This is a genomic window from Kitasatospora sp. NPDC091276, from assembly GCF_040684355.1.
GTDB lineage: Bacteria > Actinomycetota > Actinomycetes > Streptomycetales > Streptomycetaceae > Kitasatospora.
The window spans coordinates 1-15,187 of the sequence record NZ_JBFBFU010000060.1 but is presented as its reverse complement, the minus strand read 5'-3'; the positions used below and the strand labels follow the sequence as shown (position 1 = coordinate 15,187).

Sequence of the window (15,187 nt, the reverse complement as noted above, 5' to 3'; positions counted from 1 at the left end):
TGCCGGGTGATCTGGACGGGCCCAGCCTGTGGCCCGCCGCTGGCAGACCGCGCACAGCGCGCTGGCAGGCGCCTGGTGTCCGCCCCGGATCGGGTGCTCGCCTCGCTGTCCGCCCTGGTGTCCGCCCCGGATCGGGTGTCCGCCTCGCTGTCCGCCCTGGTGTCCGCCCCGGATCGGGTGTCCGCCTCGCTGTCCGCCCTGGTGTCCGCCCCGGATCGGGTGCTCGCCTCGCTGTCCGCCCTGGTGTCCGCCCCGGATCGGGTGTCCGCCCCGGTGTCCGCCGCGGTGTCCGCCTCGCTGTCCGCCGCGGTGTCCGCCGGCACCGGGGTGGACGGCGTTGCCGTGCTCGGATCAGCAGGACCCGGCCGGGCGGTCGCGGACCACGAGGTCGTTGCGCCCGGCGGTGGCGTCCAGCCAGGCCACCCGGGTGCCCTGGTCGGCGGCGGCGTGGAACTGGCTGCCCCGGTTGCAGGAGACCCGTACGGGGGTGCCGCCGCTGACCGGCAGCTGGTACAGCTTGGGCAGGGCGGCGTTCGACCAGCCGCTGTTCGGCTGGGCGCTGCGGTGTGTGAAGGTGACGGCCTGGTCGGTGGCGGTGAGTTCCATGTCCGCCGGGGTGTACGGCGAGTCGGTGGAGAGCAGGTCGCGCACGCCGGAGCCGTCCAGGGCGCCGGAGCGCAGGGCGGTCGGACGGGTGCGGTCGGCCGGGGCGGCCAGCCAGAGCAGCCGGCCGCCCGCGAGCAGCGGGGAGGCGAGGTACGGCAGGTCGGTGCCGTTCGGGGTGCTCACCGGGTACTGGGCGGTGACCTTGGCGGTGGCGGTCGAGAAGGCCGTCGGCGCCTGGACGGTGGCCCCGTCGGCCGTCCAGGACTCGATCCAGCCGAGCAGGCCGTCCTTGAACGCGAGGGACGCGAGGTCGTGGCCCTCGGGCAGCGGGAGTTCCACGGGCGGGGCGCCGTCGTGGGAGAGGCGGACCCGGGTGCGGCCGGTGTCGTTGTCGGTCACCGTGAAGGCGATGTCCCCGCCGGATACCTGGACGCTGCCGGGCGACTGGTCGAAGGAGTGGAACACGCTGCGCACCGGGCCGCCGGACAGTGGACGGGTCAGCACCTCCGTTCCCCAGGTGCCGGTGGTGTCGGGACCGATCGCCAGCCAGACGGCGGACTTGCCGTCGGTGGCGGCCCAGCCGTGGATCCGCCCGTCGTCCGGGCTGAGCCGGGTCGGGGTGGCGGTGGTGGTGGTGGAGCCGGTGTACAGGGCGGTCGCGCCCTTGCCGTTCGGGTCGGTGTTGCCCATCACCCAGTGGCCTGCGCCCGCGGCCGGTCCGACCGGGGCGGAGGTGCCGGGCAGCAGCGGGCGGGTGTCCGTCCCGAGTCGGCTCTGCCAGCCGGCTTTGATCCCGTGTGCGTCGAACGCGGCCGCGACCTTGCGCAGTTGGGCTCCGCTGAGTTTGAGGGCCCGGCCGGCGGCGAGTACCGCGTTGCGTCCGTCGACGAAGTCGTCCAGCGGGGTGAGGTATTCGGCCAGCGCCCGGTAGACGAGGCGGTCGGCGGTGAGTGGGTCGAGGGTGCGCCGGATGTCCCACAGGGCGCCGCTGAAGATGGTGGAGTTGAGGTGCGCGCCGCCGTTGTCCAGGTCGGGCCCGGCGCCGAGGTAGTCGTCCACGGTGGTGCGGTGGTCGTCCAGGCGGCGGTTCGCGCAGTCCTGCGGGGTGCCGGTGCGGCACAGGTTCTCGCCCATCAGCGGGGCTGCCGGGTCGTCCATGGACGTGCCGCGGGCGGTGACCTCGATGGCGTTGCCGAAGTAGTCGGCGATGCCCTCGTTCATCGCGCCGGACTGGCCGTCGCCGGCCAGGTTGGCGGTGTGCTGGATGACGCCGTGGGTCATCTCGTGCCCGGCCACGTCGAGGGCGGCGGAGAAGGGCAGGAACCTGGCGTTGCCGTTGCCGTAGAGCATTTTCTGCCCGTCCCCGGCGGCGTTGGGGAAGGGCTTGCCGCGGTTGCTCACGTTCACCACGGAGGTGATCGTGCCGCCCTTGCCGTCCAGGCCGTCGCGGCCGAGCCGGTCGTGGTGGAAGCCGTACACGGCGGCGGCGTCGAGGTGGGCGTCGGTGGCGCCGCTGGTGCCGGTGGAGGCGGGGAAGTCCGGGTCCGGGGAGCCGACGGGCAGGCTGCCGTCGGGCAGCCGGCCGCTGAACTCGTTGTAGTCCCGTCCGGTCGCGTCGTAGGTGGTGATGGTGACGGGCCGGGTGAGGTCGGTGAGTTGGTAGCTTCCGTCCGGCTGGCGGGAGATGTTCACCGGCACGGTACGGCCCAGGAGGTCGGGGGCGGTCCCGGTGGCGGGCTGGGCGGCGGCCGCGCCACGGGCGGCGCCGGCCCCGGTGTCGCCGGCGCCGGTGTCGTCGGCGCCGCTGACCTGGTAGGGGGCCGAGGAGTCGTGGGCGAGGGCGACCACGCCGAGCGTGGCGTCCGCGTAGACCTCGCGGACCAGTGGCGCGCCGTTCCCCGGGTCGGCGGTGTGCACGGTGAAGTGGCGGGCGAGCCGGCCGGTGCCGCCCGGCAGGACGACCAGGCCGCTCTCGATGACGAGCCCGTGCGGTACTACGAGCTCGCTGCGGCCGACGCCGCCGCTGCGCCCGGTTCCGTTGACACGAGTCCGGCACGGCGGGGGCGGTCGGTGCGGTCAGGCCGGTGAAGTACTTGCCGCCGGCCGATTACACTCGCTGGCCGGTTCCCTCGCCGGTGAGGCGGACGAGGTACTGTCCGCCGAGTACCGGTATGCCGCCGTGGTACTGCTGGAACCTGACGGTGTGCCGGTCGGCGGCCGTGCGCTCGACCGTGAGTTCGGCCAGCTGTCCCGGATCGACCCGGTACCGGTCCAGGTGGGCGGCGAGATGGGCCCGGGCCGCCTCGGCCGGAGCGCCGGACGCCGCCTCGGACAGTCCGGTCACCAGTTGCGGGGCGGCGGTGCCCTCGCCGGCCACCAGGCCGGGGACGGGATCGGACTCGGCGGTGGGGCCCGGCGGCGCGGCCAGGGCGGGGGAGGCGGTCACGGTGAGCGCCAGCGCCAGGCTCAAGGCGGCGCCCGAGCCGAGCGCCCTGGCCACTGAACGGGAACGGTGGTGCACTGCGTTCCTCCGCGGAAGTCGGCAGTGATGGCAGCTCGACAGAGCTGCCTTTCACGGAGGAACGGGGCACCGGACAGGCCCGGTTCAGCCGTTTGCCGTCCTCCGGTCGCCCCCGCGGGTCCGCCCTCATCGCCGAGTCCGTCGCCCCCCGCTCGGCACACCCGCCGCGGACGAGTGCTTTCCCGGGGCCTCTGGGGTGTCGCGAGCATGCCTCCTCAGTGGATCGGGGCGGTGTGACCGTCTCGGGCGAACCAGGTGAAGGGGCATTCTCATGGGGGACACATCGGTCGAGCGGCGCCGCGTCCTGCAGTCGCCTCCGCCCGAACTCGTCGCGGAGGCGGTCGGGCGTCCGGGCGGGTCGGTCGCGATGATCGACCCCGATCTCATCGGCGACCCCGACGGCTACGTCCCGGGCGAAGCCGTCCAGGGCGTCCGGCGGGTCGGCGCGGACGGGAAGCTGACGGGGGAGTTCGTGGAGAATCCGGACTACGGCCCGCCCAAGGACGATTTCACCAAGCTCACGGAGTCCGGGCACTGGCTGGACAGGCCCGGTTCAGCCGTTTGCCGTTCTCCGGCCGCCCCCGTGGTGCGCGGTTCCATTGTGGAGATCGTGGATGGGTAGGTGTCGGGTGGGGTCGTGGGGTGGTTCGGGGTCGTCGGTGTTCCGTGTTACCTCACCGCGGGTCGTCCGGAGCGGGACGGCCCGGGCCGTCTGGTCGTGGCTCGGGCCGGTATCGCTCTGCCCTTTCGCTCTGTCCGTGGCCGCCCCCGGGCGCCGGCGCGACATCCTCCGGGGTGTGTTCTCCTGGGTCGTGGTGGGTCGTGGTGGGTCGGGTGTGTGCAAGGGCCGGGTCTGGTTCGGCCTGTGTGTCGATCTGGGGTGGGCGGAGACGCGACTCCGTACCCGGCTCTGCCCCGTCGGTCGGTCCCGGGCTTCCGGCCCTGTGGTTTGAACCAGCTCCTGCCGGGCCGCCGGACGTGCCGGGGGTCCTTGTGTCGTTCGGTCGGGTCCGGGGGGTGTGTACTCACATGCGGACCACGACCGTGCCCCGCTGGTTGTTCATCAGCATCGACAGCAGCGCGACTCCGAGGCCGGCTGCCGCCGGTCCCCCCACCGTGAGCGGCATCGTGTTCTCCCGGCGGCGGTGTTCCTCTTCCAGTTCGGTGGCGGTGTGGTCCTGGGCGGTGGCCTCCTGTGCCGTCGTTATCTGAACGTGGGTGCTCATCGATCGGTCCTTCCTCGGTCCGTTCAGTGGTGCGCGGAGGGGTTGCCGTGCTGCTGGGCCTGGGCGGGCCGGTTGGGGGCCTGGCCGCCGGCCGGACCGGTGGACTGGTCGGGGTTGTACGGCGGCGGCACGTACCGGCCGGTGATCGTGCTCCGCCGTCCCTCCGGCGCCTGGAAGATCGACGCCGTGGCCGTCACCAGCGTTGTCGCGGTCGAGATCGTCATCAGCTGACGGGTGCTGAGCCTCGGCAGCGCGAAGTCCTCCGGTCGTTTGCGCGTGCCCGCCATCGCCGTCCGTCCCGTCCCCGGCGGCCCCCCGCCGGCACGCCCGGCCGTCGGCACGCCCGGGGGGGCTGCCGGTCCACCGCGACCGCCTTGTCGAAGACCGGCCGCGGATCCGCGGATACGGCACCCGGGCGGGTGCGGAGCCCACCCGCCCGGACCCTTGCGCATCCCACCCGGCCGCCCCGCAGGGGGTGCCCGGGATCAGCCGGTCCGCGGTCCGGGCCGGCTGTCCTCCCGCCACTGCCGCACGGAGCGCACGATGTCCTGGCCGATCCGGTCCAGGAGGGCCGCGGCGTCGTCCATCCGGGCGCCGGCCGGTGTGCCGGGGCCGAGGGTTTCGGCGCCCTGGCGGGTGACGCCGGCGAGCACCGTGTTCCGTTCGGCGCTGGCCAGCAGCGCCCGGTACCAGACGTCGTCGTCGATGACGTACCGCTCCCGGCGTTGCTGTTCGCCGCGTTCGCGGCGGATCAGCGCCTGGCCCTCCAGGTAGCCGACGGCCTTGGAGACGGCGGCCGGGCTGACCTGCAGCCGTTGCACCAGTTCGCCCGCGGTGAGGCTGCCGTCGTCGGTGACGTACAGGCACGCGAGGACCCGGGCGGCCATTCTGGGCAGGCCGCTGTGCACCAGCAGCTCGGCCAGTTCGTCGGCGAATTCGCGGACCGCCTGCGGGTCGCGGCCCTGGGCCGGCGGCGTGGCGGCGGCGGCCCGTCGGGCGGTCGTGCCGCTGCGGCGGGAGCGCTGCGCGGTGGCGCGTTGGGCGTGTTCGGCCCGGTAGTCGCAGGGCCCGCCGTTGCGGGCGATCTCGCGGGTGACGGTCGAGGTCGGCCGTTCGATCTGCCGGGCGATCTCGCCGTAGCCCAGCCCTTCGGCCAGTCCGGCGGCGATCCGGTGGCGGTCCTGCGGGGTCAGCCTGGCTCCGGGCATCCGTCCTCGTCTCCTTCCGTCGCGTGAACAGTATCCGTCCGGCTCACCCACTGTTGCAATGGGACCGCGACGTTCTGTTGCATTCACCGGGAGAGTCATTGCAAGAGTGTTGTGGGCATCTACCTGTGAATACATCCACCATTGGCGGGTTTCGCATTGACCATTATGTGAATTTGTTCGTAGCTTCCTTCCCGAACCGCGACACCGCATCGAGGGGGAACACGCCATGGGAACCACCACGCGCGCTGCCGTCGCCACCCTGCTCGCCGGGGCCGTGCCGGCCGGCGCCGCCGCCGCACCGGCGTTCGCCGCGCCCGCGCCGGACGGCGGGGGCGGGGGCGGGCATCCGAGGGTCCAGCGGGTGCTGGACCGGGTGGTGGCCACGGGCGGTCTGCCCGGCGCCGTCGCCGAGGTCCGTCCGGCCAACTGCGCGCCGCGTACCCCGGAGAACAGCGGGGTGTCGGCGACGTCGCCACCGGGCGGGCCCGTCTCGCGCAGGACCGGTTCCGCATCGGCAGCACCACCAAGACCTTCGTCGCCACCGTCGTCCTCCAACTCGCCACCGAGGGGCGGCCGAGCCTCGACGACAGCGTGGAGCGCTGGCTGCCCGGCCTCCTCGGCGCCCCCGGCTACGACGGCGGCCGGACCACCGTGCGCCAACTCCTCAACCACACCAGCGGCATCTACAACTACGCGATGGACGAGAAGGTCCGCCAGGAGGCGGGCGGCCTGCCCTTCCTTTGGCACCGCTTCGACGGCTACACCCCCGAACAGCTCGCCCCGATCGCGGTCGCCCACCGGCCCGACTTCGCGCCCGGCGCCGGCTGGACCTACTCCGACACCAACTACGTCCTCGCCGGCCTGGTCGTCGAACGGGCCTCCGGCGCCACCCTGGCCGCGCAGATCAAGCAGCGGATCACCGCCCCGCTGGGCCTCACCGGTGGTTCCAGGAAGCGATCGTCCACAACTGGCGAGGCGCGGAGAAGCTCGTGCCGCAAGGGTGGTACGCAACCGGCGAGAGCGAACCCAGCTGACGTGTGCTGGCAGCGCTGTCCAAGGGGACAGCCCCGCTGTTTCGACCTCAACCGTCCACGGGCCGCACGGGCGCGAGTACTCGCGCCCGGGGCTCACCGGGGCGAACGCCACCGTCTACGACGTGACGGAGCTGAGCCCGTCCTGGGGCTGGGCCGCCGGCGACATGATCTCCGACGTTCGCGACCTGAACACCTTCTTCGCCGCCCTGCTGGGCGGGCGGCTCCTGCCGCCCGCCCAGCAGCGGGAGATGTTCACGATGGTCCCGACCGGGCACCAGTGGATCGACCAGGCGGACTACGCTCTGGGCGTCGCCGGCATCAGGCTCGACTGCGGCCCCACCGTCTGGGGCATGGGCGGCGCCATCAACGGCTCGTGGTCCTACGCGCTCGGCACCCGCGACGGCCGGCACCTGCTCGCCACCAACGTCAACGGCGACTGGGTCGAGGGGAGTCGGCCGATCGCGGTGTTCACCTCCGAGCTGGAGGCGGAGTCCTGTCCCCGCTCGTGACGGCCGGGCTCGTGACGGCCGTCCGGCCGGGGCGTCACGGCAACGCGGCCGCCTTGCGCAGCGGCACCGAGCGTCCGCGGGCGTTGCGGCCCGGCCGGGCGGCGAGTTCCAGCTCGGCCCGGGCCTCGGTGGTGCGGCCGAGCCGGGTCAGCAGTTCGCCGCGTACGCCCGGGAGCAGGTGCGACCCCGAGAGCCGGCCGGAGGCGGCCAGTTCGTCGACCATGTGCAGCGCCTGCCGGGGTCCGTTCGCCATGGCGACGGCCACGGTCGGGTTGAGCTCGACGACGGGGGAGGGGGGCCACACGGCCGAGTGCCTCGTGGAGGAGCACGACGCGTTCCCCCTTCGACGCGGCGTCGATCACGTGGAAGCCGCCGAACGGTTCCTTCGTCTCGCCGTACGGGCCGTCGGTGACCACCGGGGTCTGTCCGCTGAAGTCGACCGCCACGCCCTGGGTGGGGTCGTCCAGTCCCTCGGCGGTGACGAGCGCGCCCGCCTGGATCAGTTCCTCGTTGAAGCGGCCCACCGTCTCGAGCATCTCCTCGAAGGGCGTCTCCATCATCTTCGCGATGCTCTCGTCCGTGCCCCGCATGATCAGCATGTACGTCGGCATCGTCACTCTCCCTTGCCCGTGGCACGGTGCCCGCCCCCGCTCTCCGTCCCAGGTCGAACGGCGTGGTCGCGGATCGACACGGCGGGCGGACCGGGACCACTTTTTTCGACGGACGCCGCGGGGCGCCGTCCCCTCCCGTCTGGCGGTGCTCCCGTCTGGCGGTGTTCAGGCCTGGCGGTTCAGGCCTGGCGGTGCTCACGCCTGGCGGTACGCGGCCGTCGCGATCTCGGCGAACGAGCGGACCAGCGGGTTGGTGTCGCCGTCATTCCACACCGCGACCACCGGGCTGGGCGCCATGTCGGCCAGCGGGACCGTGGTGAGGTTCTCGGGCAGGTCGTGTCCGAGCAACGGGGCCAGGCCGACGGTGCTGTTCCAGAGCACGGCCTGGAGGCATTCCTGGACGCCGCGCACCACGGGGCCCTCGCGTGGGGTGCCGCCGTTCCAGTACGACTGCCACCGGGGGTCGGTTCCCGGGGGGAACTGGAACCAGCGGCGGTCGGCCAGGTCGGCCAGTTCCAGGCGGCCGCGCCGGGCCAGCGGGTCGTCGGCGCGCAGGACCGCGCCGACCGGGTCGGCGCGCAGGACGCGCACCGCCAGGGCGGTGTCGTCGAACGGCGCGCGGGTCAGGGCGACGTCGACCAGTGCGGCGCGCAGTCCGCAGGTCGGGTCGGTCAGGTCGGTGTCGCGTACACGGATCTCGACGCCGGGGTGGCCGCGGCGGAAGGCGGCCGCCAGCCTGGTGACGCCGGGGTCGCTGCCGTCGCCCAGGATGCCGACGGTCAGGGTCGCGCCGCCGGCCGCCGCGGCCACGCGCGCGCGCAGCCGCTCGGCCCGGTCGAGCAGGTCCCGCGCCTCGTCGAGCAGCACGGCCCCCGCCGGGGTGAGGGTGACACCGGCGGGGGAGCGGACGAACAGCAGGGCGCCGCTCTCCTTCTCCAACTGCTTGACCGCCCGGCTCAGCGGCGGCTGGCTCATGTGCAGGCGGGTGGCGGCCCGGCCGAAGTGGAGTTCCTCGGCGACCGCCACGAAGTAGCGCAAGGTACGTAGCTCCACGCTGCGACGATACCCCCCGGGTATCGGCGTGGCGCAACGGGTCTTGGACACCGACAGGGCCCCGGCGGTGGACTCGGAACATGACCGACACAGCGAAGACCAGCGAACCGCAGACCGGCCCCACCGTATCGGTGGTCGCCCCCGGCGACGGCGAGACGATCGTCCTGGGCACCACGCGCATGCGCGTCCTGGAGGACGGCAGCCGCACCGGGCACCGCCTGGCGATGACCGAGTCCCTCCTCGCCCCGCACACCCCCGGACCGCCGCAGCACCGCCACGCCCGCCACGACGAAGGCTTCTACGTCATCTCCGGCACGGTGCGCTTCACCGCCGGGGACCAGCACCACGACGCGAGCGCGGGCACGTTCGTGATGGTCCCGCCCGGCGCCCCGCACACCTTCGCCAACGTGACCGACCACAGCGCCGTCATGCTCAGCGTGTTCACCCCCGACCTGTACGTGCAGTACTTCCGGGACCTGCGGGACACGACCGCCGACGGCAGGCCGCCGACCCCCGAGACCGGCCTGCGCACGATGAGCCGCTACGCCACCGAGCCCGCCACCGACGTGGCCTGAAGCCCACGGGTCACCCACCGGTGACCGTGAAAGGACGTCATGACCATCGCCTACTGGTTCCTCGCCGCACCGCTCGCCGCCTTCTACCTCTACGCGGGCGCGCTCAAAGCGACCCGCGACCGCGACCGGCTGCGCCCGATGATGGCCTGGGTGGACCGCGTGCCGCCGCCCGCGGTCAGGGCGCTGGGGGCGGTCGAACTCCTGGGCGCCGCCGCTCTGCTGCTGCCGCCGGCGGCCGGTGTCGCGCCGGGTCTGGCCGTGGCCGCGGCCGTCGGGTTCGTGCTCCTGCAGACCGGCGCGATCGCCGTGCACCTGACCGGCGGGGACCGCCGCGTCGCGCTCAACGCCGGGCTCCTCGCCGCCGCGGCGGCGGTCACCTGGCCGGCCGCCGCCGGGATGTGACCGGAAGTCGCCCCAGCCCCCCGCCCGGCCCCTCCGTTCCGCTCCCGCCCCGCCCCGCCCCGTCCCGTCCCACCCCGCCCCGCCCCCGCCCCGCCCGCGGGCCGCCCAGCGACGTCCGCCGCCGGGCGGCCGGGACGACCCTGGAGACCATCCAGCAGGCCCTGCACCGGGCCCGCCCGGGAGGGCGAGCGCGCCGCCGACCCGTACGCCGGCGCCGGAGACGGGACCGCCTTCGCCACCGCGGCCGACATCTGCGCCAAGTGGCGGCGCGTACGCGACCACGACGCCGAGACCAGGACCGAGCGCTACGACCCCGACCACGACGCCGGAGATCCTCGACCGAACCAATGGGACGGGCTCTGACACCGTCTCCGTTCTGGCGCTGCCCGTAGCCCGACGGGCAAATCCTCATTGCCCTTCCGGACAAACAGTCCCCACAGACCGGGCGGCGCACACCACATCCGCAAGCCCCTGGGACCACCCCCTCACACAGGCCGTTCAAAGCGATGGCCGAGGCTCTGACCCCGGCCTCCAAGGGAGCCACCGCCTCCCCGGCCATGGAAATATCCTCAGCAGCCGTACGCCCTGCCTCCTGTAACCATCGTGTGAGCGCACTCGTCGGCCCGAGGTGAAAGAAAATGATCTCGCCGAAGGGAAACCCGGCATGACATGTGATGCCCCATGGACCGAGAAGCGGCGTCATGAGTACGCCGGCGCCCGCAACGCAGGCCGCGGAAACCGCGGCGGGGAACTTGTGCACTGCCCGCAGGTCTCACCATCTACAGCCGAGCGACGTGCACTTTGAGTTCAACGACGACAACATCTGCCCAGACCGCAGTCCACGACGCTGATCAAAGCCACGGAACCGTCCGGTCGGCGACAGGACGCAGTGTGTGATCTGTGCACCTCGGAGGGGTGAAGGAAGACATCTCTTCCGAAGAAGGGCGTCATGGCGCCCGTCCAGCTCGTTCTGCAACTCCTCGCCGGGGTCGTCGCCGACCCGACCGGCTCGCAGGCCGACCAGCTCGCCCACGCCGTCCGCAACGCCGTCTCCGTCATCTCCGTCATCTCGGACACCCCGGCCGCCGCGAACGCCGTGGGCACCGCTCGCGAGCTGCGCACCTTCAGAGCCCGGCTGCCCTGCCCGTCCCGGACCGCTGCGGGGCGGGCCCGGTCCACCGCCCGGGGGCCGGCGCCGAGCAAGGCCGCGAAGCAGTGCGGCCCGGCCACCGCGGTGACCGGGCCACACCGTGCGGCGTACACGATCCCGACGGTACGGTACGGTTCGGCGAGCCGGACCACCCCGCGCCCAGCCCTGACGTTCGGCGAGGGCCGGCTGTCGGCCTCCTGTGACGACCCACGGGCCGAGGGCGCGCGTGGCCGGGTTCTCTTCTCGCCAGCCGCAGGTCCGCCACCGCCGAGCGGACCCCGACGGCCACCGTGCCGACCAGCGCTCGCAGGTCGGACCCGGGACCCCCAGGGCGAGGGCGCTCCGGGATACCGCCAGGGCGCGCCCGTCCAAGCCACCCGCGCCGCGCCGGACCTGCACGTCAACACGCTGCTCACCCCATCACTCAAAAGCAGCGACCCCACCCATTTCTGATGGAAAATACCCATCAAAAATGGGTACGATGCCCCCCATGACGTTGAGCACGTTGGAAACGCTGCGACTCACCATCGCCGCGATCAAGCAGCACACCGGCGAGAGCCAGCGCCAACTCGCCACCGCCCTCGACCTAACCCAAGACAAGATCAGCCGCCGTCAGTCCGGCGCACAACCCTGGTCCCTGGACGAGATCGACGCCCTGGCCCGCCACTGGGGCATGCACCCACTCGATCTACTCGCCGGCCCCACCCACGCCGCCCAGCACCTGACCTGGCCCCCCGACACCACCGCACCAGCACCACAGCCGGACACCGCACCAGTGCCGACAACCTTCGCCGCTCCCACCCCGGTCCCGACACCCACCGCCACCCCGGCACCCAGGCCGAACCCGCCACGGCGCGAGACACCCCGCCGACCCACAGAGCCCTACACCCCCCTGACACCCATCCCGGACGGCTGGATCCGCCCCGGCGAGCGGGCCACCGTCCCAGACGAGCAGCAGCCGTTGCTCGCCGCTGACGCCGCTCCGGCCACCGAACAGCAGGCCGCAGCCCCAGTCGCTGCCCCCGTCCCGGTAGCGCCGATCGCCTCAGCTGCCCCCGAGGCCGCGCCCACCGCGCCCACCGCGCCGCCCGCCCCGGCGGCACCGACCTTCCCGGCCGTCTCCGAGGCCTCGCCCACCGCACTGCCCGCCGAGCAACAGCCCACTGCCTGGGCCACTCCGGTCGCTGCCACGGCCGTCCAAGGCGAGGAACTGCTCGTCGACCCGGCCCCGGCCGCCGGGGCCAGCGCCGATTACGACCGAGGCCCGGACAGCGAAATCCTCACCCACCCCGCCACACCGTGCGAACAGTGCGAACGCCCGATCACCCACCGCATCAGAGGCCGCGCGCTCCACCCCGGCGGCTGGTGCACCCCCGCCAGCGCCGCTCCCCCGGCCACCGCGCCCGCCCAGGCAGCCCCGACCACCCCGACCCCCACACCCGCAGGCCCGACCCCCACACCCGCAGGCCCGACCACCACCACCGACCAGACCCCGCTCGCCCCGAGTGACCAAAACACCCCGACCACCTCAGCTGCCCCGACCACGATGCCCACCCCAGCCCGAACCGCCCCCACACCCGCCACACCCACCCAAACCGCCGACATCGCCAACCAGAACACCCAGCCCACCCCAGCCCGCACCAACTCCCCATCCGCTACGCCCGACCCGGTCACCACCTCGGCGCCGTCCGCGAAGTTCCGCGAGTACGCCAACACCGGCCGCGAGCTCGGCTACTACCTCGACACGATCACCTCGGCGGTCGAGCAGGCCCTGGAGGAACACGACGGCGACATCGAAGCCGCGTCCGCAACGCTGGAGAAGAAAGCGATCCCGAACGGAATGGCCCTCTTCGACGCGACCCGGGTCGGCGCCGCGTACGAGCACACCGCCTACCCGGAACGCCTGGAATTCCTCTCCAAGAAATCCCGGAACGGCGCCGACGAAATCTGGGAAGGACGCCACAAATGGGAGAACACCCCGCTGACGGCCTCCCTCAAGGCAGGCGCCGACCCAGTGACGGTGGACGTCCTGGACACCAACGCCGCCTACTGCTCCGCCCTCAAAACCCACCTGCCGATCGGCGCCCTCCAACACCGCCCCGACGGCGGCTGGGACCCCAAACGCTCCGGCATCTACCTGCTCCCCGCCCGCCCCGTCTGGGAACACCCGCACCTGCCCGACCCGATCGGCAACCGCCACGAAGCTGGCCCAGTACTCCTGGACGAAGCGACCGTGCGCCTGCTGATCCGCTGCCACAAGCTCGGCCTCGCCGACGCCCCACACATCACCGAGGCCTGGACGAGCGGCGCCACCGAAGGAATGCTGGAGAAATTCCGACGCATCCTCACCATCGCCCGCGAGAACGCGATCCGCGACGGCGACCAGGTGACCGAGAAGTACATCAAGGCCATCTACGCAAAATTCGCATCGACCATCGGCGAATCCACCTACAACCGCGACATCCGCCGCCCCGACTGGATGCACATCATCCGCTCCCAGGCATTCGCGAACCTCTGGTACAAGTCCCAGCGCGCCCACAAAGCCGGACTGACGATTGTCGCGCTGCGCGGAACCGACGAACTCCACGTCACCGGCGGCGAATGGCGAAAGGCCAACGGCGGCGTATTCGAAGAAGGCCGCCTGACCACGCAACTGAAACTCAAAGACCAATACACCCTGCCCCGCACCCGCACCCGGAGCACCTGAAAATGTCGACCGATGGATGGAAAAACTTCGGCCGCTACGGCGCCGACCGCGACCAGGGAAACGTCCACGGAAAAATCGCCCTCGGCCGCGCCCTCGAAGACGCCCTGGAACGCATGATCATCGAAGGCGGCATCAAGTCCCCACCGACCACCCGCCGCGGCCTCACCGCCCGCATGCGCTACCTGACGAGCCACAAGGGCGGCCCCGCCACCCTCGCCCAGGCCCTCGCCGACGCCGGCAGCACCGCCAACGCCGCCACCCTCCGGGCCTGGACCAAGGGCACCCGCACCCCCCGCCGCGTCAACATCGAAGCCATCGACACCGCCTACTGGACGCTGCGCGCCCGCAACATCCTGAACAACCCCCAGATCTTCAAGGACCACCTGAACAACAGCGGCCGCGGCACCAAGGTGGAGATCCACCCCATCAACCAGCAGGTGGTAGACGAACCCCGCCGCCGAGACAACCTGCGCATCCGCCCCCTCCAGGTCCGCTACGTCTGGGACGACGCCGTCGACGCCCTCACCACCGGCGACGCCGACGCCCTGGACGGCATCTGGGACGACATCATCGCCGACCTCGACTCCGACTGGGGCGCCTACACCTACGTCTCCCACATCGGCCTCGGAGCCTGACCACCCGCCACCACACCTCGGCGCCACACCCACCCCACCGGGCGCGGCACCAACCCCATCCCCCAGCTCAGACCCCACACAGTGACGTCGGCGACGGTCGTGGGTGTGGGGTCGGCTTGGCCCTGGTGGTGCTACGCCGGGCCGCCGACGGGGGCGAGGGGCGGGCGCTGTGTGGCCCAGTGCCCGCTCGTCGCTGTCCGGGCTCGCCCGCCCGCCCGCCCGCTGTGCTGCGCCGGGCCGCCGTCCGGGGCGGGTCGGTTTTTATGGGGGTTTTCCATGGGTTGGGGTGGCGGTTTCGGCAGGGTTTTCTGACGGGGGTTTTCTGATACGGGGTCGGGTGGTCGGGTTGGTGGTTGTAGCGGGATTTCACGTTACATCGTCAACGGTGTGGCGGGGCCTGCTCGGTGGGCATTATCCGGTGGTATGTGGGCTGCGGCGGGATTTTCTGACGCGGTGTTTCTGATACGGCGTCGGGTGCATTGTTCGGACGTTCCCGGGTCGATCCTTAGACATATGGGTCTAGACCATTGTGAGAGGCCTAGACCACTCACTGATTGTGTCGGTCATGGTGGGGAGGGGTTGCGCTGTTGGGCGTATTGGTGACAGAATGTGATGGCGAGCGGGGAAGGCCGGCGGATCGGCGACCGGTTGACCAGAGGAAGCCGAGGTAGGACCCCGACCCCCCTCCCAGTCAGCCCAGCGCACGGAGTGCGCCAAACCCCAACTGACCAGCAGAAATACCCGCCAAGGCTGACCAGGGACGGGCCCGTAGGGCCAGGCGCGGAGCGCCGGCCACCCACTCAGCAGCACTTCACCGCCAAGTCCAGGCCCCGCAGACCCACGGCGCGGACGCGCCGAAACAGCACTCACCGTAACTGCGCCCCGGAGGGGCGCCGCAACGCTCCGTCACGCTAGTGACGGCGCGTCATGTCTGCGGAGCAGACGGCGCG

The 15,187-nt window shown here is 72.3% G+C and carries 13 protein-coding genes and 3 pseudogenes; 8 read left to right on the top strand and 8 right to left on the bottom strand.

The annotated features are described in order from the left end of the window. Positions 1-351 precede the first annotated feature (351 nt). A complete protein-coding gene (locus AB0O19_RS37535) occupies positions 352-2,523 on the bottom strand; it encodes a M4 family metallopeptidase (protein WP_363626151.1) in 2,172 nt (723 codons plus the stop codon). 190 nt (positions 2,524-2,713) lie between these two features. Beyond that, positions 2,714-3,127 carry a hypothetical protein gene (locus AB0O19_RS37530; RefSeq protein WP_363626150.1) on the bottom strand — a complete coding sequence of 138 codons (414 nt, stop codon included), beginning with the start codon at positions 3,125-3,127 and terminating at the stop codon, positions 2,714-2,716. Between the two features lie 271 nt (positions 3,128-3,398). Here AB0O19_RS37530 and AB0O19_RS37525 point away from each other — a divergent pair, with 271 nt between their 5' ends. After that, positions 3,399-3,749 (top strand): hypothetical protein, encoded by a 351-nt coding sequence (locus tag AB0O19_RS37525; protein ID WP_363626148.1) that lies wholly within the window; start codon positions 3,399-3,401, stop codon positions 3,747-3,749. 403 nt (positions 3,750-4,152) lie between these two features. Here AB0O19_RS37525 and AB0O19_RS37520 read toward each other — a convergent pair whose 3' ends face one another. The 3 genes from AB0O19_RS37520 to AB0O19_RS37510 all read right to left on the bottom strand — a co-directional run bounded on the left by AB0O19_RS37520 (position 4,153) and on the right by AB0O19_RS37510 (position 5,561). Beyond that, positions 4,153-4,353 carry a hypothetical protein gene (locus tag AB0O19_RS37520; RefSeq protein ID WP_363626146.1) on the bottom strand — a complete coding sequence of 67 codons (201 nt, stop codon included), beginning with the start codon at positions 4,351-4,353 and terminating at the stop codon, positions 4,153-4,155. Positions 4,354-4,376: 23 nt separating this feature from the next. Next, complete coding sequence (locus AB0O19_RS37515; protein WP_363626144.1) at positions 4,377-4,640, bottom strand: hypothetical protein; 264 nt, start codon at positions 4,638-4,640, stop codon at positions 4,377-4,379. A 198-nt stretch (positions 4,641-4,838) separates the two neighbouring features. Continuing rightward, entirely contained in the window at positions 4,839-5,561 is a 723-nt protein-coding gene (locus tag AB0O19_RS37510; RefSeq protein ID WP_363626142.1) for a MarR family transcriptional regulator, read from the bottom strand. A 423-nt stretch (positions 5,562-5,984) separates the two neighbouring features. Here AB0O19_RS37510 and AB0O19_RS37505 point away from each other — a divergent pair. Beyond that, positions 5,985-6,578 (top strand): annotated as a pseudogene (locus tag AB0O19_RS37505) (serine hydrolase domain-containing protein); the annotation flags it as partial. Between the two features lie 139 nt (positions 6,579-6,717). After that, positions 6,718-7,104 (top strand): hypothetical protein, encoded by a 387-nt coding sequence (locus AB0O19_RS37500; RefSeq protein WP_363626140.1) that lies wholly within the window; start codon positions 6,718-6,720, stop codon positions 7,102-7,104. A gap of 34 nt (positions 7,105-7,138) precedes the next feature. Here the strand turns inward: AB0O19_RS37500 and AB0O19_RS37495 are convergent. From AB0O19_RS37495 to AB0O19_RS37485, 3 genes and pseudogenes are all read right to left on the bottom strand, one after another. Further along, a pseudogene (locus AB0O19_RS37495) lies at positions 7,139-7,442 on the bottom strand (RNA polymerase subunit sigma-24); the annotation flags it as partial. Positions 7,443-7,457: 15 nt separating this feature from the next. Next, a pseudogene (locus AB0O19_RS37490) lies at positions 7,458-7,694 on the bottom strand (YciI family protein); the annotation flags it as partial. Between the two features lie 216 nt (positions 7,695-7,910). Beyond that, positions 7,911-8,768: a LysR substrate-binding domain-containing protein gene (locus AB0O19_RS37485; protein WP_363626138.1), complete on the bottom strand. Its 858-nt coding sequence runs from the start codon at positions 8,766-8,768 to the stop codon at positions 7,911-7,913. An 80-nt stretch (positions 8,769-8,848) separates the two neighbouring features. Between AB0O19_RS37485 and AB0O19_RS37480 the strand changes: the two genes are divergently transcribed. The 5 genes from AB0O19_RS37480 to AB0O19_RS37460 all read left to right on the top strand — a co-directional run bounded on the left by AB0O19_RS37480 (position 8,849) and on the right by AB0O19_RS37460 (position 14,237). Continuing rightward, on the top strand, positions 8,849-9,343 hold the full coding sequence (locus AB0O19_RS37480; protein ID WP_363626136.1) for a cupin domain-containing protein: 495 nt from the start codon (positions 8,849-8,851) through the stop codon (positions 9,341-9,343). Between the two features lie 39 nt (positions 9,344-9,382). Continuing rightward, a complete protein-coding gene (locus AB0O19_RS37475) occupies positions 9,383-9,745 on the top strand; it encodes a DoxX family protein (RefSeq protein ID WP_363626135.1) in 363 nt (120 codons plus the stop codon). 949 nt (positions 9,746-10,694) lie between these two features. Further along, positions 10,695-11,348: a hypothetical protein gene (locus AB0O19_RS37470; RefSeq protein WP_363626133.1), complete on the top strand. Its 654-nt coding sequence runs from the start codon at positions 10,695-10,697 to the stop codon at positions 11,346-11,348. Positions 11,349-11,385: 37 nt separating this feature from the next. Beyond that, positions 11,386-13,602: a hypothetical protein gene (locus AB0O19_RS37465; RefSeq protein WP_363626131.1), complete on the top strand. Its 2,217-nt coding sequence runs from the start codon at positions 11,386-11,388 to the stop codon at positions 13,600-13,602. 2 nt (positions 13,603-13,604) lie between these two features. Beyond that, positions 13,605-14,237 (top strand): hypothetical protein, encoded by a 633-nt coding sequence (locus AB0O19_RS37460; protein WP_363626130.1) that lies wholly within the window; start codon positions 13,605-13,607, stop codon positions 14,235-14,237. The last annotated feature ends 950 nt before the right edge of the window (positions 14,238-15,187 follow it).